Annotated in this window: 20 protein-coding genes and 2 pseudogenes; 12 read left to right on the top strand and 10 right to left on the bottom strand. The window is 58.1% G+C overall.

The window, feature by feature from the left end; translation table 11 throughout:
• The 7 genes and pseudogenes from ACVWZU_RS05975 to glmU form a co-directional block, all read right to left on the bottom strand.
• Complete coding sequence (locus ACVWZU_RS05975) at positions 1–1,260, bottom strand: 4-hydroxy-3-methylbut-2-enyl diphosphate reductase (RefSeq protein ID WP_414388748.1); 1,260 nt, start codon at positions 1,258–1,260, stop codon at positions 1–3.
• Between the two features lie 216 nt (positions 1,261–1,476).
• Positions 1,477–1,752: a lipopolysaccharide assembly protein LapA domain-containing protein gene (locus tag ACVWZU_RS05970; RefSeq protein WP_414328974.1), complete on the bottom strand. Its 276-nt coding sequence runs from the start codon at positions 1,750–1,752 to the stop codon at positions 1,477–1,479.
• A 52-nt stretch (positions 1,753–1,804) separates the two neighbouring features.
• Entirely contained in the window at positions 1,805–2,251 is a 447-nt protein-coding gene (locus ACVWZU_RS05965) for a pentapeptide repeat-containing protein (protein WP_414522633.1), read from the bottom strand.
• A gap of 169 nt (positions 2,252–2,420) precedes the next feature.
• Positions 2,421–2,604: pseudogene (locus tag ACVWZU_RS05960) on the bottom strand (hypothetical protein); the annotation flags it as partial.
• A gap of 48 nt (positions 2,605–2,652) precedes the next feature.
• Positions 2,653–3,114 carry an RNA-guided endonuclease InsQ/TnpB family protein gene (locus tag ACVWZU_RS05955; protein WP_457443865.1) on the bottom strand — a complete coding sequence of 154 codons (462 nt, stop codon included), beginning with the start codon at positions 3,112–3,114 and terminating at the stop codon, positions 2,653–2,655.
• An 81-nt stretch (positions 3,115–3,195) separates the two neighbouring features.
• Positions 3,196–3,702 carry a PPC domain-containing DNA-binding protein gene (locus tag ACVWZU_RS05950; RefSeq protein WP_457384634.1) on the bottom strand — a complete coding sequence of 169 codons (507 nt, stop codon included), beginning with the start codon at positions 3,700–3,702 and terminating at the stop codon, positions 3,196–3,198.
• A 36-nt stretch (positions 3,703–3,738) separates the two neighbouring features.
• Positions 3,739–5,094: pseudogene (gene glmU, locus ACVWZU_RS05945) on the bottom strand (bifunctional UDP-N-acetylglucosamine diphosphorylase/glucosamine-1-phosphate N-acetyltransferase GlmU); the annotation flags it as partial.
• 138 nt (positions 5,095–5,232) lie between these two features.
• On the opposite strand from glmU, the gene ACVWZU_RS05940 reads away from it, so the two are divergent.
• The 5 genes from ACVWZU_RS05940 to ACVWZU_RS05920 all read left to right on the top strand — a co-directional run bounded on the left by ACVWZU_RS05940 (position 5,233) and on the right by ACVWZU_RS05920 (position 7,862).
• Complete coding sequence (locus tag ACVWZU_RS05940; protein ID WP_414384099.1) at positions 5,233–5,661, top strand: SHOCT domain-containing protein; 429 nt, start codon at positions 5,233–5,235, stop codon at positions 5,659–5,661.
• A gap of 134 nt (positions 5,662–5,795) precedes the next feature.
• Positions 5,796–6,254, top strand: coding sequence for an MAPEG family protein (locus tag ACVWZU_RS05935; RefSeq protein ID WP_011434188.1), 459 nt, complete (start codon positions 5,796–5,798; stop codon positions 6,252–6,254).
• A gap of 151 nt (positions 6,255–6,405) precedes the next feature.
• Positions 6,406–6,675: a hypothetical protein gene (locus tag ACVWZU_RS05930; RefSeq protein ID WP_414332008.1), complete on the top strand. Its 270-nt coding sequence runs from the start codon at positions 6,406–6,408 to the stop codon at positions 6,673–6,675.
• Between the two features lie 36 nt (positions 6,676–6,711).
• Positions 6,712–7,392 (top strand): energy-coupling factor ABC transporter ATP-binding protein, encoded by a 681-nt coding sequence (locus ACVWZU_RS05925; RefSeq protein WP_414331746.1) that lies wholly within the window; start codon positions 6,712–6,714, stop codon positions 7,390–7,392.
• A gap of 257 nt (positions 7,393–7,649) precedes the next feature.
• Entirely contained in the window at positions 7,650–7,862 is a 213-nt protein-coding gene (locus ACVWZU_RS05920) for a CP12 domain-containing protein (protein ID WP_457384595.1), read from the top strand.
• 398 nt (positions 7,863–8,260) lie between these two features.
• Here ACVWZU_RS05920 and ACVWZU_RS05915 read toward each other — a convergent pair whose 3' ends face one another.
• Both ACVWZU_RS05915 and msrB read right to left on the bottom strand, forming a co-directional pair.
• A complete protein-coding gene (locus tag ACVWZU_RS05915; protein WP_457443863.1) occupies positions 8,261–9,064 on the bottom strand; it encodes an FTR1 family iron permease in 804 nt (267 codons plus the stop codon).
• A 49-nt stretch (positions 9,065–9,113) separates the two neighbouring features.
• The gene (gene msrB, locus ACVWZU_RS05910; RefSeq protein ID WP_457443860.1) at positions 9,114–9,605 is read right to left on the bottom strand and encodes a peptide-methionine (R)-S-oxide reductase MsrB; all 492 of its coding nucleotides are present in this window, start codon (positions 9,603–9,605) and stop codon (positions 9,114–9,116) included.
• Positions 9,606–9,880: 275 nt separating this feature from the next.
• On the opposite strand from msrB, the gene ndhN reads away from it, so the two are divergent.
• From ndhN to ACVWZU_RS05875, 7 genes are all read left to right on the top strand, one after another.
• On the top strand, positions 9,881–10,324 hold the full coding sequence (gene ndhN / locus ACVWZU_RS05905) for an NAD(P)H-quinone oxidoreductase subunit N (protein WP_414344253.1): 444 nt from the start codon (positions 9,881–9,883) through the stop codon (positions 10,322–10,324).
• A gap of 88 nt (positions 10,325–10,412) precedes the next feature.
• Positions 10,413–11,453 carry a Light dependent period protein LdpA domain-containing protein gene (locus ACVWZU_RS05900; protein WP_457443858.1) on the top strand — a complete coding sequence of 347 codons (1,041 nt, stop codon included), beginning with the start codon at positions 10,413–10,415 and terminating at the stop codon, positions 11,451–11,453.
• A 54-nt stretch (positions 11,454–11,507) separates the two neighbouring features.
• Entirely contained in the window at positions 11,508–13,391 is a 1,884-nt protein-coding gene (locus tag ACVWZU_RS05895) for a R3H domain-containing nucleic acid-binding protein (RefSeq protein WP_457441621.1), read from the top strand.
• A gap of 238 nt (positions 13,392–13,629) precedes the next feature.
• Positions 13,630–14,199, top strand: coding sequence for a Uma2 family endonuclease (locus ACVWZU_RS05890; RefSeq protein ID WP_011434179.1), 570 nt, complete (start codon positions 13,630–13,632; stop codon positions 14,197–14,199).
• 240 nt (positions 14,200–14,439) lie between these two features.
• Positions 14,440–14,892, top strand: coding sequence for a QcrA and Rieske domain-containing protein (locus tag ACVWZU_RS05885; RefSeq protein ID WP_457404897.1), 453 nt, complete (start codon positions 14,440–14,442; stop codon positions 14,890–14,892).
• A 93-nt stretch (positions 14,893–14,985) separates the two neighbouring features.
• On the top strand, positions 14,986–16,134 hold the full coding sequence (locus tag ACVWZU_RS05880) for a glycosyltransferase (protein WP_414384084.1): 1,149 nt from the start codon (positions 14,986–14,988) through the stop codon (positions 16,132–16,134).
• 108 nt (positions 16,135–16,242) lie between these two features.
• Positions 16,243–17,100, top strand: a complete 858-nt coding sequence (locus ACVWZU_RS05875; RefSeq protein ID WP_414522191.1) for a PRC-barrel domain-containing protein — start codon at positions 16,243–16,245, stop codon at positions 17,098–17,100.
• A gap of 157 nt (positions 17,101–17,257) precedes the next feature.
• On the opposite strand, the gene ACVWZU_RS05870 is transcribed toward ACVWZU_RS05875, so the two are convergent.
• Positions 17,258–17,566 (bottom strand): alpha/beta fold hydrolase, encoded by a 309-nt coding sequence (locus ACVWZU_RS05870; protein WP_457443856.1) that lies wholly within the window; start codon positions 17,564–17,566, stop codon positions 17,258–17,260.
• Positions 17,567–17,686 lie beyond the last annotated feature (120 nt).

Genomic DNA, 17,686 nt, shown 5'->3' with positions numbered 1-17,686 from the left:
CTAGGCAGGGATCCGCCGAGGTTCTTCACGCAGGGCGAAGATGCGTTGAATCACCTCTTCAACAACGCGGTCTGGGGTAGAGGCACCGGAGGTAATGCCGATTTGCACCGGCCCATCGGGTAGCCACCCTTCGGTAACCGTCGGGTCTTGGTGAAGGGGCTTGTGGCGGATGCGGTTGTTGGGTTGGATGCAGTCAGGACCATCGATATGGAAGGAAGGCAGGCCTTTGGCCAGGGCAATTTCCTGCAAGTGGGTGGTATTCGAGGAATTAAACCCCCCGATCACCACCACCACATCCAAAGGCTGCTCGAGCAGCTCGAACATGGCATCCTGCCGCTCTTGGGTGGCATTGCAGATGGTGTTGAAGCTCATGAAGTGGTTGTCTAACTCCTGGGGGCCATATTTGCGCAGCATAGTGGTCTCAAAGAGCTTAGCAATGGCGCGGGTCTCCCCCTCTAGCATGGTGGTTTGGTTGGCGATGCCGATCCGCTCCAGATCGCGATCCGGATCAAAACCGGGGGAAGTGGCCTTGCCGAAGCGCCGCCGAAATTCTGCCGCATCTCCGCCCTGCAAAATGTAGCGGGCGACCCATTCCGCTTCTTCCAGGTTCAGCACCACCAGGTACTTTTCGGCAAAGGAGCTGGTGGCTACGGTTTCTTCGTGGTTGTACTTGCCGTGGATCACAGAGGTAAATTGGGCCGCGCGGTGCTTGTCCACTTGGTTCCACACGCGGGAAACCCAGGGGCAGGTGGTATCGACAATCTCATTGCCCTGCGACCGAAAAAACGCCATTTCCGATGCACTTGCCCCAAAAGCAGGCCAAATCACCACATCTTGGGGCCGGATCTGAGAGAAGTCCTTCTTGCCGTCTGGGCCTTTCTCCACAAAGCGGATCCCCATCTCCTTCAGGTGCTGGTTTACCAGAGGGTTGTGGATGATCTCGTTGGTGATCCACAGTTGCCGATCCGGAAAGCGTCGCCGCGCTTCATAGGCATATTCCACCGCCCGTTCCACGCCCCAGCAAAAGCCAAAGGCCCTGGCCAGGTGAATGGTAATGTCGCCCCGCTGATAGCGGTAGGACTGGGCACGGATTTGCTCCACAAGGGGGCTTTTGTAGGTGGTTTGCAGCTCCAGTTGAGCCTGATCCTTGTGTTCTTCAAATCCCTTGGCAAAGTAGGTGCTGGATCCGCGCAGGGCTTTGCGCAGGGCCCGTGGGTCTTGGGGAGAGCTATCCGGGGAAGTAGGTTGGAAATAAGCCATGGTTACGGTTGGAGATACGCACTGATCAAGCAGACGGCGAAGGGATCCTTTCTCAGCTTACGCCCAGTCTCGCATCGGTGGGCCATTCCAGCATGCTTTCCCTAGGGCCAGCGACAAGATTGTCAAGTCAACTATAGAATTGCAGGTAGAATTGCAGGGGATCGAAGCTGTTGAGCCAAAGCCAGAAAGCAGAGGGATCCCTTTGGGAATTGGCCGTTATTGGGGCGGTTGATCCTGCATTTCCAGTTGGCGCACCCGTTCCTGTAATTGGCGGGCGGTGGCAGAAAAGCTGCGCCCAGGCCAGAGGAGAGAGCCCAGCCCCACCGTCAACAGGCCCAGGCCGACGGCCACGGCGATGAGAAATCCCAAAGGCAGCTCCACCGAGCGCCACATTAAGAAATGTACGGTCAGGGTGGTGGGGTTTTGCCCGGCCAGGACTGCCACTCCCAAAGCCAGCAGCAGTGTCAAGACCAAGTTGAACAGCAGTAACATCAGGGATCCCGTCGCAACAGTTCCATTCTGCCTTGTCTGCTGGGGGGGTGGCTCAAGCCCGCACACTCCCGTCGGGTAGGGTGGCTCCGCTGAGGTCAGCGCCGGTCAGCACTGCTCCGCCGATTTTTGCCCCGCTTAGATCGGATCCCTGCAGTTGTGCACGGGTTAGCTTGGCTTCCCAAAGGTAGGCACCGTGCAAGTTGGCTTCCCGCAAGTCGGCAAAGCTGAGATCCGCGCCGATCAAGTTGGCTTCCCAAAGATTGGCCCCGCGGAGGTTGGCCCCCATCAAGTTGGCCGAGCTGAGATCGGCGCCGCGCAAATCGGCTTCCTGCAGGTTAATGCCACTCAGCTTGCCAAAGGAGAGGTTGGCCCCTCTCAGATTCACCCCTTGCAGGTTGGAGCGCACCAAGTCCACCCCCACCAGGTTGGATTCTTGAAAGTTGCGCTCGCCAGAGGCATATTCTGTCAGCAGATCGTCAGCAGTTGTCACTCGGGGCATGGCCGGATACTGCCATCCGTGCGTTAAGCTTAACAATTTCTGGCTGCTCAACGGGGTACTGATGACCGCTCCGAAAGACCTACGAAACGCTAACAAACACTTCCAGAGTGTTCAGTGCCTGTCGCGTCTGATACATTTACGCTGAACACTGCTGAACATCACTGTTCAACTATGCAGCGATAGCATTCTGTTTGTTTCCAACCAGAATGGCGGTATCCCGCAAAGCTTTGAGTAGAATACCCAAAGCGCAGTTTCCGTGTCGTCTTACTACCAATTTTCTGCTTTGCTTTGGCTACCATGTTGGCAGACTCGAAAGTAAACAGAAAGATCAACTGGTAGTAATCCGTACTGAACATATTATACATTATTTTCAGTATAGTTGAGCTTATTATTGACTAGAGTCATGCTCTCAAGCTAACAACCACGTTCTTGGGTGTGGTCACCGGGAGCAGCTCTGCGCAGCGCAGCCAACCGAAGATAGGTACCTTGATGCGGTTGCCAGAAGTGCGAATACTCCCTTCCAGGTAAAAGCTGTCTCGCACTCCCTTGCGTTTGAAGCGGGGAAACTTCCCCAACCCACCCCGCCAGCGCTTAAGGGCTTGCTCCAAGTTGCGTAATGCCTGCTGAGGGGCGCATTTGGAGACCTGGTAGTACCAGCGATGTTCTTTCTTCACCTCGGCCACTAGGCGCTTGTGCAGGTCAATGGCGGTGGGAAGTTTTTGCTGGTTCTCCAGGGCTTGCCGACAGACTTCTAAGCCCCAGTTATAGGCGTGGCGGGCTACCCCAGCGTGTTGGGCGGCTAGAGTTGTTTGCTTGCGGTTAAGAATGAGTTGCGTCCGAAAACCCAGTAATATGCCCGCCACACCGCAAAGCGTCCATGAGTTCCGTGAAGCTTTCGGCTTGGCGCTCACAAGCCCCCTTTAGCTTTAGGTAACTCATGTTGACTACTGTAAGCTTTTCGGCCTGCTGTTGTCAGCCTCTGGTTTTGTCTGCTGGTTTTGCTGGGGTTGGGGGGGTGGGGACGGCCAGCAGGGATCCCCTGCCACGGGTTGGATGTGCAACTCCAGGTAGCCGGTGGCCGGATCCGGTTGACGGGAGAAGCGATACTCCGGGCTATCGGCGAGGACAATTTCGGCGGTGGTGTAGATGAGGCAGCCGGGGCGCAGGTGTCCCCCCCAGGTTTGGCCTCGGGCATCGGCAACGGTGAGATGGAGATGGACTCCGTCAGGGCACAGGGATCCACTCAGGGCCAGGATCTCCAGGCGTTCCGACAGCAGGTGATCCCCCATTTGGTCGGCCAGGCGCAGGGTGGCTTGGCTAAGGCTGCCGACGGCGCTGAGGACAAACCCCGCTTGCAAGGGCTGCTGCCGGGCCAATCGCTCTAGTTCCTGCTTGAGATCTTGGCCGGGGAAAAGGCGCAAGGGATAAATCTTGAGGGATCCCGGCGGCATGGGCTGGGGCTCCTGGGGGCGGGAAGAGCGGATCCCGGGTCGCCAGCCGGGCTTGACCACTGGGCGGGAGCGAGCGATCACCAAGCAGTCATCCGGCAGGGGGTAGCGGGCAGGGATGGTGGAGCCGGCAGCAATGGTGACATTGGATCCCACCTGCAAAGGAGCCACCAACACCGAGTTGGCGCCTGTTTTGCTGCGATCCCCAATTTCGGTAAAGTGCTTTTGCTGGCCGTCGTAGTTGGCGATGATGGTGCCCGCCCCGATGTTGACCTGGGATCCCAGCTTGGCATCGCCCAGGTAGGCCAAGTGGGCGGCATTGCTGTGGGATCCAATCTGGGCATTTTTGGTTTCCACAAAGTTGCCGATGCGGCAATGATCCCCGATCTGGCTGTGGGGGCGCACGTGGGCGTAGGGGCCTATCCAAACCTGGTTGCCGATGCGGCTGTGGCTGACCACCGAGTAGAGAATGTGACACCCAGATCCAATCTCGCTGGACTCGATCCAACTGCCCGGCCCCAGGCGGGTTCCCGAGCCAATGCGGCACACCCCTCGCAGATGGGTTTGGGGCTCGATGATCACATCGGGGGCCAATTCCACCGTTTCCTCGAGGCTGCTGCTGTCGGGATCCACAAAGGTGACCCCGGCTTCCATCCAGGCTTCTTTGAGGCGATCCTGCAAAATCTGGTACGCCTGGGCCAGTTGGCGGCGGTCGTTGACGCCCACAATTTCTTGCGGATCGGCAACATCCAGAGCGATGGCTTTGCCCACCCGCTTGACGGCATCTGTTAGGTAGTACTCCTGCTGTGCGTTGTTGCTGTTGAGATGGGGCAAAACCTGGGCCAGAGCCGGCCAGTGAAAACAATACACCCCACTGTTGATGCGGCGATTTTGCCGTTGGGCCGGGGTGCAGTCTCGCTCTTCCACCAGTTCCAGCACCCGCTGTTGGGCATCGCAAAATACCCGCCCATAGCCATAGGGATCCGCCACCTGAGCCGAGAGCAAGGTTACCTCTGGGTTCATCTGGCGGTGGCGCTCCACCAGAGCTTGCAGGGTTTCTGCCCGCAGCAGGGGCACATCCCCGTTGATCACCAGCAGATCCCCCTGAAAACCGCCCAGGACGGGCAACAGCTGTTGAACGGCGTGTCCGGTGCCCAATTGCTGGGCCTGCTCCACAAATTCAACCGGGTACTCCCGCAGGGCTTGGCGCACCTGCTCTTGTTCATAACCCACGACCACCAGACAGCGGTGGGGCTTTAACGTCAGCACCGTGCGCAGCAGCCGCTCGATCAAAGACAGGGATCCCAGTTTGTGCAGCACCTTGGGCAACTGCGACCGCATCCGGGTACCTTTGCCCGCTGCCAAGATCGCTACCGATAGTTCCCGCTCTGCCATGTTCCTTCCCCGAACCGCCCCCATCAAGTATAGGCGGCGGGATACTGCTCAAAAATCTTCTGAGGTTGGATCCAAGTTCCTGAGCCCTGTGCGGCCAAAACTGAGCTAGCTTAATGGCACATCTAGCTGGTGCAGTCTATGGCCGAGAGCAGGGGCCCTGATATGCCCCCACAGGAACGTCGGCGGTTGGTCCGCGAGGTGGCCGGTTGGCTGGCGATGCTGGGGGTGTTCATTCCAGGGTTGCAGCGCTTCTATATGGGGCACCAACGCTGGGGCTGGGGCTACTTGGTGGTGGGGCTGATGGTGTTCGTTCCTTCCATCCCGCTGCAGATCCTCAGCTACGGGGTACGCGCCCTTTGTTTGCTGGAAGGGCTGTGGATCCTGACCATGAGCAATGCCGATTTCGATTTTCGATTCAACCGAGAGTTGATCGAGCTGGAATGGACCAGTGTGGAAGGGCGAGAAGCCCGGGATCCCGAACAGCAGTTGGAAAGCCAGTTGAAACAGGGCTTGATCACCCGCGCTGAATATGAGGAGCGCCGCCGGCAAATCCGCAAGATTTCCTGACGCAAGCATCTGCCTGGATAGACAGCCCGATAGATGGATAATGGTTCTGGTGTTGATTTTCCCGGCAATAGCTCCCACCCAAGCTGGGCTCTTTTCTCTCCTCTGTCATTGTGCACCGCCCTTTTGCCTATCTTATGTTGCCAAATCCTCCTCTCGTAGCCATCCCCCTGTTCTCCATCGCGGCAGCCATGCTCTTGGTCTATCTGCCCATGGGGGTGGTGGGCTATGCCCGTGCCCGCGTTGGCTACGACCTGCATGCTCCTCGGGCTATGTTCGATAGGCTACCTCCATATGGACAGCGGGCCACCTGGGCTCATGCCAACGGGTTTGAGACCTTTGGGATGTTTGCGGCAGCAGCGTTGATCGCCTACATCACCGGCCCTCACTCGGATCCCTGGTATTTTGGCCTCAGCGGAGATGAAGGGGTAGCTGTGCTGTGTGGGGTGTTTCTGCTGGCGCGGCTGCTCTACAACTTTTTCTACATTGCCGATATTCCCATTGGGCGATCCCTCTCCTTCTTGGCGGGATCCCTGGCCACGTTGGGCCTGTTGCTGATTAGCCTGCTGCCTTTTCTCGGCACCGGCCTGGCCTAATCTGGCGAGAGAAACTCCCCCGTCATTTGTTGAGCCTGCCGGTACCCTGGCCCAACCTGCGATACTGGAAAAGGACTTCGTCCTGCTGTCGCCAACGGCGTCCTCTGGGTGCCTCTCTTTTGTCCCACGGCCCACTACGCAACGGTCAGCCATGTACACTCTGGAACTGCTCCTGAAAGGGAACCCTGCCCCCATCGTTGTCCACCAAAAAGAGGAAGAAGCGGCCAACCGGGCCTACCAAAGCATCGTCAATGCTCTGCAGAGTGGATCCCCTCAGAGTTTGGAGCTGACCTGCGACCGCACCGGCAAAAAGGTGTTTCTGCTCACCGGTGAGCTATGTGGCGTGCAAATGACTTCCAAGTCGGGCGGCGCCAGCCCCATGGGAGCCCGTCCCGGTTTTTTGGCCCAGTTGCAAAGCTGAGGACAGCCCTTTTCTCTCTGCCGCTAAGGGATCCCCATGTCTGAGGTGGCCATTCGGGTGGAGAGCCTGACCTTTGCTTGGCCGGAACGTCCGCCGGTTTTGCAGGCGTGCAGTTTTGTCATTCCCAAGGGCCAGTTGTGGATGCTGTTGGGGCCCAATGGCAGCGGCAAGTCCACTTTGTTGCAACTGTTGTCCGGATCCCTGACCCATCCCCAGCCCCTTTCGGGCCACCTGGAGATTCGCGGTCGGCTGGGCTATGTGTTTCAAAACCCGGATCACCAACTGTTCATGCCCACGGTGGGAGCCGATGTGGCCTTTGGCTTGGGAGCAGAGGCTCTGACCTTGGCGGAAATTCACCAGCGGGTGGAAACAGCCTTGGAGCAAGTCGGATTAAAGCACCTGATCCGTCGGCCCATCCACGGCCTCAGCGGCGGACAGAAGCAACGAGTGGCAGTGGCAGGGGCTTTGGCCCGGCGCAGCGAGGTGCTGCTTTTGGACGAGCCGACAGCCCTGTTGGATCCCGACAGCCAGGCGGATTTGCTGCGGTGCATCCGGCAACTGGTGGATCAAGAAGGCATCACCGCCCTCTGGGTAACCCATCGGCTGGCGGAACTGGAATGGGCAGATGGGGCGATTTTGCTCTCGGAAGGTCAAGTGCGTCAACAGGGATCCCCAGAGCAGGTGCGGCAACGGATTGAACAACTGTTTGGAGCCTGAGGGATCCCTGCGCATCCTGATCCCAAAGAGATCGCGAAAGCGCAGCTGCACCCCCCTGCCGTCACTGTTTAGAATAGGTAATGTATCCGGTTGATCAATTCGGTTGGCACAAGGTCATTATCCTGAACTTATTCCCCGTCTGGATCGGCTGGTTTTTACCTGTTGATCCTCGGTTACACCGAATCCCTACAGGTTCTGCGTCAACCGGTTACATCAGCGGGCCACCGGCCCCATCTAGTCTAAAGGAGCTTGAGAACATGGGACTGTCTGAAGTGATCGCCAAAGAGCTGGAAAATGCTCGCAACGTCTGCTCTGAGTACGGCGAAGGGGATCCCCACTGCCGTGCGGCCTGGGATGCGGTTGAAGAAGTGCTGGCAGCTCGCAGCCACCAGCCGAGGACTCCCAGCAGCCTAGAGAAGCACTGCGCTGAAAACCCAGATGCTGTTGAATGCCGGGTCTACGATACCTGATTCTCGGGAACCCCACAGAGTGGATGCTCTCTGTCGATTCCGTAGCGATCGACAGGGTTTCCTACTGGGGATCTCCGACAAAATCCAGCGGCCTGCCGGATCCCTGCCGGTAGGCTTTGCTTTCTTGGACTGGAAGGCTTGACTAGGTGCGGTTTCAGGCGCGACGTACAGAGCGCTTTCTTTTTAGGGTCATTTTGATTCAAACCAGGACACTGCACCCGCACTTAAAACGTTAGATGCACAGGGCCAGAAGGCTTTTCCCAGTACCTCGGTCGCCTTGTCCCAACCTGAAACGACTATGAAATTGTGACCTGCATCATTGCCATCCATCAAAACCAGGACAGGGATTCATCAAACTTATGGCTTATGGGATCCCCAGTGCCGGTGGAGAGCGTTTTTCACGAAGAAAGCCTCTGAGCAGAATCAGCTCGCAGCCATTGCCCCACCCACAAGGCGAAGGCTATTCCCAGCAGCAGCAGTTGGGGGAGCAGCGTCTGCCAAGTGGGATATATGCCCAGCCAGCGCAGCTTTGGGATCCCAACAAGAGGAGTGATGGGCAGCCAGTCCGCCACCTGCAGAGCGTGCAAGCCACTGCCCAAAAACTTAAAGCCCAAGTAGAAAATCAGCAGACTTAGACCCCGGAAAAAAACTCCCAGCGGCAATTTCAGCCCCACCTGCAGCAGCAAGATCGCCAGTGCCACCAACACCAGGGATCCCAGGCCGATCCCCAGCCAAAAATCTTTTGCCGAGAGAGAAGAGGCCAACCCCACATAAAACAGCACCGTTTCCGCCCCCTCGCGAAACACCGCCACAAAGGCCAGAAAAGCCAAGGAAAAAACCTGACCCGTGGCCAGTGCCGCCTGCGCCTGTTCCCGCACAAAGGTTTGCCAAGAAGCCACTGCAGCCCGGCGGTGCAACCAAAGGCTGACCGAGAACAACAAACCTGCTGCCACCAGCCCGGTGATCCCTTCCAGCACCTCTTGTCGCGTGTGGGTGAGCATCTGCTGGAAAAACAGCTTCACCAGCAGACCGAGCATCACCGCTGCCAGCAAGCCCGCGGATCCCCCTATCCACACCCAGCGCTTCTGAGCCGATTGCCCGCTCTTGCTCAAAAGGGCCAGCAGTGCCACCAGCACCAAGAGAGCTTCCAGGCCCTCCCGCAGCAGAATCGAAGCAGCATCCAGGAACGTGTAGTCCGACATAGGCTCACCCAGACAGGCGGCTCAGTTTTAGCTGGAGCCAAGAGGATTTCTAAGTGGTGGCTGGGATGAACTTGAGGGCAGCAGAATTGATGCAGTAGCGCAAACCCGTGGGTGGGGGGCCATCCCGAAACACATGCCCCAGATGCCCACCGCAGTTAGAGCAGTGGACTTCCGTGCGGGGCACAAACAATTTCCAGTCCGTCTTGGTGCCGATCACATGGGGAGCAATCGGCTCCCAAAAGCTGGGCCAACCGGTGCCACTGTCGTACTTGGCCGCCGAGGAAAACAGCTCCTGACCACAGCCGGCACAGACATAGATGCCCGCAGCTTTGTTGTCGTAGTAAGCGTTGCGGAAGGGGGGCTCAGTGCCCTCTTGGCGCAGCACATAGTATTGCTCTTCGGTGAGCAGTTGCCGCCACTCGGCGTCAGTTTTGGTGAAGGGATAAGTCTGTTGGGCCATTGCTCTTTGCTCTCCTGCCAAGCTGAGGGGTGCTGTGACGAACCCGGCCACCGCCAAGGTCAACAGCTCGCGTCGTCGCATGATGAGGTTCATCTGTTGTCGCTGTGTAAGTGGCGGGGAGGCCATCCCTACTAGGGGGATCCATCCGCCTTTGTCCGCCACCTGTGGGTTGAGACCTGCAAGCAGGTTACCCGTATCTTAACCCTTCTTTACGCTCCCTTCTGCAAAACAGGGAGATAGCCAGTATTCTATGGGTTCCATTGGCAGCTTCTATCCCCAGCTTCAGGCGCCATCCCGTTACAATGAGCGCAGGTGGGCTGCTTGTCCAACCCTAGACGAGTCATGGAGTTCTTCCTATGCTGCTGGTCGGCTCAGGTGCAAAGTTTGTACAGCAACTGGAGCAATCTGGGGCTTTGGCCATCTTTGTAACCCCAGAGGGGGGATCCGAAGGGCACTACCTGCGGCGGCTGCGCGGAGCTGGGTATGAGGTGGTCACCCTCTCCAGTAAGGGAATCGGGGATCTGGCCAGCTATTTGACGCGCATTCATGGGGTACGGCCTGCCACGCTGGGCAAATCGGAGCGGCGCACCTATTTCTTTCCCGCGTTGATCGAGCAGTATCGGGCCACCTTGCCCCCGAAAGCAAAGGGGTTGGTGTTTTGGTTTTACGAGGGGCATGTGTTCAGCCAACAGGAACTCTCCTACCTGGTGAAGCTGAGTCGGGAAGACAAGGGAGTGAAGTTTGTGGTGGAACTGGGCCGAGAACGGTCAATTCGTTGGCAACCTCTGCAGAGCGCCTGAACATCTCTTCAGGATCCTGGAAATTTCTTTGCTACCATCTCAAGTAGATGGCCTGCGGCTCAGATCCCCATCCTGCTAGCGGTTTCTCGTGCCTGTGACCTTGCCAACCGCCTCGCTGCAACAGGGTACTTGGTTTAAGCTGATCTGCGGCGCAAGTTTCCACCACTTGCCCTCGGTTCGGGAGCTGGCTTTCCTTTACACGCTGGCCGGGGCAGATTGTATTGATGTTGCTGCCGATCCGGCCATTGTGCGGGCCGCTCAAGAAGGGATCCAACGGGCACAAGCCGAAGATCCCCAGGCGGGATCCCCTTGGTTGATGGTCAGCGTCAATGACGGCGAAGACGTGCATTTCCGCAAGGCGGTGCTGACGGCTCCTGTTTGTCCTGCCGACTGTCCTCAGCCTTGTTTGGCAGTCTGTCCTCCCCATGCCTTGACACAGGCAGCCCTTCCTGCTCAAGTCCACATCCAGACAGAGCTGTGCTACGGCTGTGGGCGCTGCGAGCCGGTTTGCCCCCACCGGCGCATTGCCACCTTCGGCTACCAGGTCGCTTTGTCAGAAGTTTTGCCGCCTTTGGTCGAGCTGGGCATTCAAGCGGTGGAGATTCACACCTGCATCGGTCGCCAGAGGCCATTCGAGCAATTGTGGGGATCCCTGAAGCCCTGGCTACCTCAGCTCCAGGCCATCTCAATTAGCTTTAACGATGGTCCGGGCCTAGAGGCTTATTTGAGGGATCTGCTGGCCCTCATGGATCCCTTGCCGGAGGTGTTGATCTGGCAGGTGGATGGCCGGCCTATGAGTGGGGATATTGGAGCTGGCACCGGCAAAGCTGCCCTAAAGTTGGCCGAGAAGGTACTGAATATGGGTCTGCCAGGCTATGTGCAATTGGCAGGAGGAACCAACGCCCAAACGGTGCCGCTGTTGGATCCCCGGTGGCCGGTGGCGGGGGTAGCCTTCGGCAGCTACGCGCGACAGTTGGTGTCAGCCTATCTGGAAGGGCCAGCCCACAGCTCATCGGAGTCAGGATGGAATCCCGGATTGGCGGCAGGGATCCCGTTGGCCAAGCAGTTGGTGCAGCAAGTAAAGCGGCGATCCGTTGCTTTTAGGCAAACCTGTTTTTCCTGCGTTTAACGACGTTGCTCAGCCATGAGTTTCCCCGTACAGCCCTCAACCCCAAGTCCGTCGATGGATCCGGAAAGTGCTCCGCACCGCTTACGTGAACGTACCGGCTTTCCCGGCCAGGTTCAATACAGCGACGACCTGAGCAAGCTTTTGGATATCCTGCCGGCTCCGATTCGCGAGCGCCTAGAACAGCATCCCCACTTGGATCGGTTGGTGGAGGTGGTGCTGGATTTGGGTCGCCGCCCCGAAGCCCGCTTCCCCGGCTTTGCCGATTACCTTTCCGAGGACGTGATCACCCGGGCCGACTTGGATCAGGTGATCAGCCGGGTTGGAGAGTTCAGCAGTGACAACCGCGCAGGCATTGCCTCTACCCTGCACCGGATCAGTGCCATTCGCAACCGCCAAGGCACGATCATTGGCCTTACCTGTCGGGTGGGTCGCTGCGTTATCGGCGTGATCAGCATGATCCGCGACCTGGTGGAACAGGGGCGCTCCATGCTGTTGCTGGGCCGACCAGGGGTGGGCAAAACCACGGCCCTGCGGGAGATTGCCCGTGTGCTGGCGGATGAGCTGGGCAAACGAGTGGTCATTATCGACACTTCCAACGAGATTGCCGGCGATGGAGACGTGCCCCATCCGGGTATTGGTCGGGCCAGACGGATGCAGGTGGCCAGCCCAGAGCTGCAGCACAAGGTGATGATCGAGGCAGTGGAAAACCACATGCCCGAAGTGGTAGTTATCGACGAGATCGGCACTGAACTGGAAGCTTTGGCCTCTCGTACCATTGCCGAGCGGGGGGTACAACTGGTGGCCACCGCCCATGGCAACCGCATCGACAACCTGATCAAAAATCCCACCCTCTCCGACTTGGTAGGCGGGATCCAATCCGTCACCCTAGGAGATGAAGAGGCGCGGCGGCGCGGCTCTCAAAAGAGTGTGTTGGAGCGCAAAGCTCCCCCTACGTTTGAGATTGCCATAGAGATGCTGGAGCGATCCCGCTGGGTCATCCATGAAGATGTGGCCGCCACTGTGGATCGCCTCTTGCGCAACCGCGAGCCCCTGACCCAAACCCGCAGTCTAGACGAACGCGGCCAGGTGGTGATAGTGCGGAGCACCGCTGGCGCAAACGGGCGCCCGGCTCTATCTGGCCCCCAATGGCCCCCTGCCGGCAGCACAATCTCCGCAGCACGGGAGCGGGGAGGATGGCAACGCTCTGGACGGATGGAAGCTCTGCCTTCAGAGCCGCTTGAAAGTCGCTCGCCGCAGGGAGGAGCATCGGGTTTGCTCCTGGATAGGCAAGAGGACTCTGTCCCGTTAACGCCGGCGGGATCCCGTCCTGCCCCTCAGGTGGTGGCCGAATCCAAAGCGGAATCGGGCTCTGATGAAGAAGATTTGGACTGGGAGGGATCCGCCCTGGCCCCACCAGAGCGGCAGCAGAATCCAGATGGGCCGCTGATGATTTATCCCTATGGAGTGAGCCGCTTCTACCTGGAGCAGGTGATCCAAACCCTGAAACTGCCGGCGGATGTCACCAAAGACCTGGATGGGGCGGACATTGTCTTGGCCTTGCGATCCCAAGTGCGCAGCCGTTCCAAGATCCAGCAGATGGCCCACTCCCGCCAGATCCCGATTCACACCGTCAAGGCCAATACTCTGATTGCCCTGGCTCGCGCCCTGCGCCACATCCTCAACATCGAAAGCGAAGATGGATCCGATTCCGACCTGGAGCTGTTCATTCGCGCCAGCTCAGGCGATGAAACCGAAGCTCTGGAAGAAGCCCGCCTGGCGGTGGAGCAAATTGTCATTCCCAAGTCTCAGCCGGTGGAACTTTTGCCCCGTTCGCCTCTGATCCGCAAGCTCCAACACCAGTTGGTGGAACATTATCACCTGCGGGCTCAAAGCTTTGGGGAAGAGCCCAACCGCCGCTTGCGCATTTATCCCAACTAGCCCCACACAATACTTCAACCCAATCATTCAGCTCCATGGACGCTGTATCCATTGAGGCATGGTGGCCACAGAAAAGGGACTCTGTCCCGCTTAGGTGAACGGGATCCTGGGCTAAGATTTGGCTACGCCAAGTGCGGTTCCCGCTGTTGCGACAGCGTTGCAGTTGTCGGCCCAGTGTCGTAGGTACAGCAGCAGGGTGCCCTGGGCATAGCACCATTTATTGCTATAGGGATAGCTAATGACTGCTACAGAAGTACGCTGGACTACTCGGGATATCGAGGCTCTTCCAGAGAATGAATGGATCCGCTACGAGATCATCGACGGAGAACTGCTGGTGACTCGCTCTCCTCATCACAAACATCAGCACATTATCGGGTGTTTGTTCTCCGCACTGCATCGGTGGTCGCTAGAAACAGGATTGGGAGAACCCTCAATCATGCCAGGGATCCTCTTTTCCGAATTTGATAATGTGTCTCCCGATGTTGTTTGGGTTAGTTATGAGCGGCTATCACAGATTCAAGATGAAGCAGGACATTTTCGGGGTGCCCCTGAGCTGGTGGTTGAAGTCCTATCACCTGGAAAAGTTCATGAGGATCGAGACCGCTTGGCAAAACGGAAACTCTACTCTGTGTATGGGGTGCAAGAGTACTGGATCGTCGATCGGCTGGCTCAGAGAGTAGAGGTGTATCGCAGACAACAGGCCCAGTTGGTCTTGGTAGAAACGCTGTTGGCTCAGGATGCGTTGTCTTCTCCCCTGTTGCCCGGCTTTGTCTGCACGGTTGCTGAGCTGTTTACCTCCCGACCCTAGGCTCCAGGCGTACAACAGCCGAAAGGGATCCCATCCCATCCCATCGGCCAAATCAATGAAGCAACCAAGATGCCTGCTGCTGCGTACTCTAGCCGGAAAAAGTGCGGCTTGGCCCTGGCCGAAACTGTTCCGGTGTAACAAAGTGTTAAGGGCAGCATTTGTACGGGGATCCCTTCTGAAGGGGCCGGTCTTTTGCTGGCTCATGACCTACATTTCGCACACCTCCAAGGACACATAGCCATGTACAACAATCGTCGTGGTTTTCTTCGCTGGCTGGCTCTCGGTTTTGGCTCGTTGGTGGGTTGGTTACCTGGGTTTACCCAGCGCCGTTTTGCCCTGGCCCAGGGAACTGCTTCTGGCTCTAAGGCTTCTGAGCCGGAGTTTGTGAAAGTTGCCACCCTGGCCGATCTCAAAGATGGCCCCTTCAAGGTGGAAAACGCCTTTGGGAAAAACACCGTCACCCTCTGGTTGGTAGGGGATCCGCAAAAAGAAGATTCTCTGCTGGCTTTGGATGCCGCCTGTCCCCATGCGGGGTGTGATGTGAACTGGCGGGGGGAGAACTTTGTCTGCCCCTGTCATGGCTCGGCTTTTGCTGCCGATGGCAGCCGTACCCGTGGCCCGGCCAAGGCAGACCTGGCCATCTACAAGGTCAAGGTGGAGAAGGGAGAAATTTTTGTAGCCAAAGCCTCATAAAGTTCTGGGCAGGCTGTGGGCTTTGAGGCCAGGCAAAAGGAGTCGGGTATCCGGATTGAGAAGACAATGGGCTGAGCTACCGAGGCTCTCCCTATGGCTCGTCCCTACCGCTATCTGTTCCTCTCCACCCCTGTTGGACCTCTGGGATCCGGGGCCGGTGGTGGTGTGGAGCTCAATCTTGCCAACCTGACGCGTGTCTTACTCCAGATGGGATCCCAAGTGCGGGTGTTGGCCCCTGTGGGATCCCGAATGGCGGAGTTGCCGGAGGAGGTGATCGAGCCGGTGGCGGGCCTTCCCCCGGCCTATGCGCAAACCCAGCGCCGCGATCAGCCGGTTCTGATCCACACCCCCTCTCTGCTGGCCAACCTGTGGCAGCGGGCTGCCCACCTGCAAGATCAGTTCGATCTAATCGTGAACTGGAGCTACGATTGGCTCTCGTTTTATTTGACGGATTTTTTCCGCACCCCGGTGGCCCACATTGTTAGCATGGGATCCCTCAGCGATGCCGTCGATCAGGCTCTAGAGCACATTGCCCATCGCTACCCTGGTCGGCTGGCGGTGCATTCGCGGGCGCAAGCCCAGACCTTTGCCTTTGCCCGAGCCGAGATGGCGGCAGGTCGGGATCCCTTTGTCTATCTGCCCTGCGGGGTGGATCTGCGCCTCTACGACTTTGTGCCCCAAGGGAATGGATCCCTGTGTTGGATTGGCCGCATTGCCTCCGAAAAGGGCCTAGAAGACTGTGCTGCCCTGGCCGAGAAGACGGGAAGGCCGGTGGTGATCCTAGGCCACCTGCAAGAGCCAGGCTACTGGCAGCAGATCCAAGAGCAGTACCCGCATGCCCAATTGGATTACCGAGGGTTTTTGCCCACCCCGCAAATGCAGCGGATCTTGGGGCAATGCTCAGCCTTGATCATGACCCCCAAGTGGGTGGAGGCCTTTGGCTTGGTGGCGGTGGAAGCTTTGGCCTGTGGCGTGCCGGTGATTACCTACCGCCGGGGTGGGCCCGCGGAAATTGTCAGCGATGGAGAAACCGGCTGGATCGTCGAGCCGGACAACGTGGCAGCTTTGGCAGAGGCTGTAGAGCGCCTAGATCACATCGACAGGAGCCGCTGTCGGCAACGGGCAGAAGAGCACTATTCCCTGGGCGCGATGGCAGAGCAGTTTCTGGCCTGGAGCAGGCAGATTGGCCGGGATCCCACCTGGGCAGCCCGCGAGGGAGGAGACAGGCAGTGGTACTATTAACTTACTTAATTCTGGCGAACTGTGTCAGACACGCAGCCCAACAACGGGAACGTTTTGACTTACGACGGGGAAACCATCATGACGACTGGGAAAGGATCTGTTGCGCTGGTGCGATCAGAGGTTCGTCGGCGGTCACAGGTTCTGGGAACGCAGGTGATCAGCCAGGGCAACGCAGCCCGGCTTGGGGTAGTCAGCGAAGTTTGGGCGGATCTGGAAGCCAAGCAGGTTCTGGTGCTGGGGGTGCTGGAGAAAGCCTTTGCCGGATCCCCCCGTTTGATGGAGCTGCGGCAGGTAACAGCTTTGGGTCAGGATGCAGTTCTTGTCCCCAGCGAAGAAGTTTTCGACAACTTGGACTTGGAGGGCCTGAGTCGCGTGGTTGGCAGCGAGGTGGTAACCGAAGAAGGGATCCGCCTTGGCAAAGTTAAAGATTTTGAGTTCAACTCCGTCTCCGGCATCATCACGGGCTTGGTGCTCTCCAACCTTGGCCTCACCTTTTTACCCGGCTTTATCCTCAGCACCTATCTGCTCTCCACCGATGAGATTGTCTCTGTGGGCGGGGATCGCCTTATTGTTGCCGATGGCGCTGAGACCCGCCTAACCCAACTGGCCAAGGGGATTTTGGAAACCCTGGGAATCGGCAAGCCCCCTTGGGAAGCCGGAGTTAGCCCTGCTCCTGCCCTGCCCAGTGCTGTCGAGAGTTCCGCCGTCGAGGAAGATTACGAAGAAGAATACGACGAGGAATACGAAGCCGAAGAAGAAGACGTTTACGCAGAAGAAGAGCCTGAACCTGAGCCGCAGCCTGTGCGTCCACGCCCGCCTGAGCCCGCACCCGCCCCCGAACAACCGGCTTGGGAACAGGAGTATGCCAAAGAAGAGGCCCCTCCTTCTGAGCCTGCCCCTCCTCCTTCCAGCTCCACTCCTGTGGATGGTGATCCCTGGGAAGATAAGGCCGGGGAGCCCACTTAAGTTGCCGGGCTTGTATCAACTCCCCTTTCCCCTCAGGGAAGTGGCTGGGGGTGGTCGCGTCAGCCGAGAGTACGGTCGTTCCCCCTGATGTCAGGGCTGCTTCTTGCGTCAATCCCCAGCTGTTTTCTTCCAAGGGGTGAAGGGATCCCCCATCTGTCTATCCCGGCAGGGCAGGATCGGCTTCGGCCAAGAAGCGCAAAGCCACCGACAAAAAGGTCTGCGGCGCTTCAATGTGCGGAAAAGCAGCCCCTGGCAACCGGTATATCGGCACCTCCGGGCGCAAGGTGCGATATCGCTCTGCCTGTTCTGGGCCGGTGAGGCGGTTCTGTTCTCCCCAGACCAGAACCATGGGCTTGGTCACCACGCGAAAGTCGTCTTCGATGGGCAAGTTGAGCTTGCCGGTGAGAAAAGAACGGGGGGCAAATTGAGCCCCCGCTTGGTGAGCTGCCCGGTAATAGTAGTCCACCACCGCCTCATCCAGGGCGTAGCTGGGGGAGCATGACTCTAGTCAATAATAAGCTCAACTATACTGAAAATAATGTATAATATGTTCAGTACGGATTACTACCAGTTGATCTTTCTGTTT

The sequence above is a fragment of the Thermostichus sp. MS-CIW-26 genome, from assembly GCF_054059115.1.
Note: the sequence above shows the minus strand (reverse complement) of the source record. Positions and strands in the feature narration are given on the sequence as shown.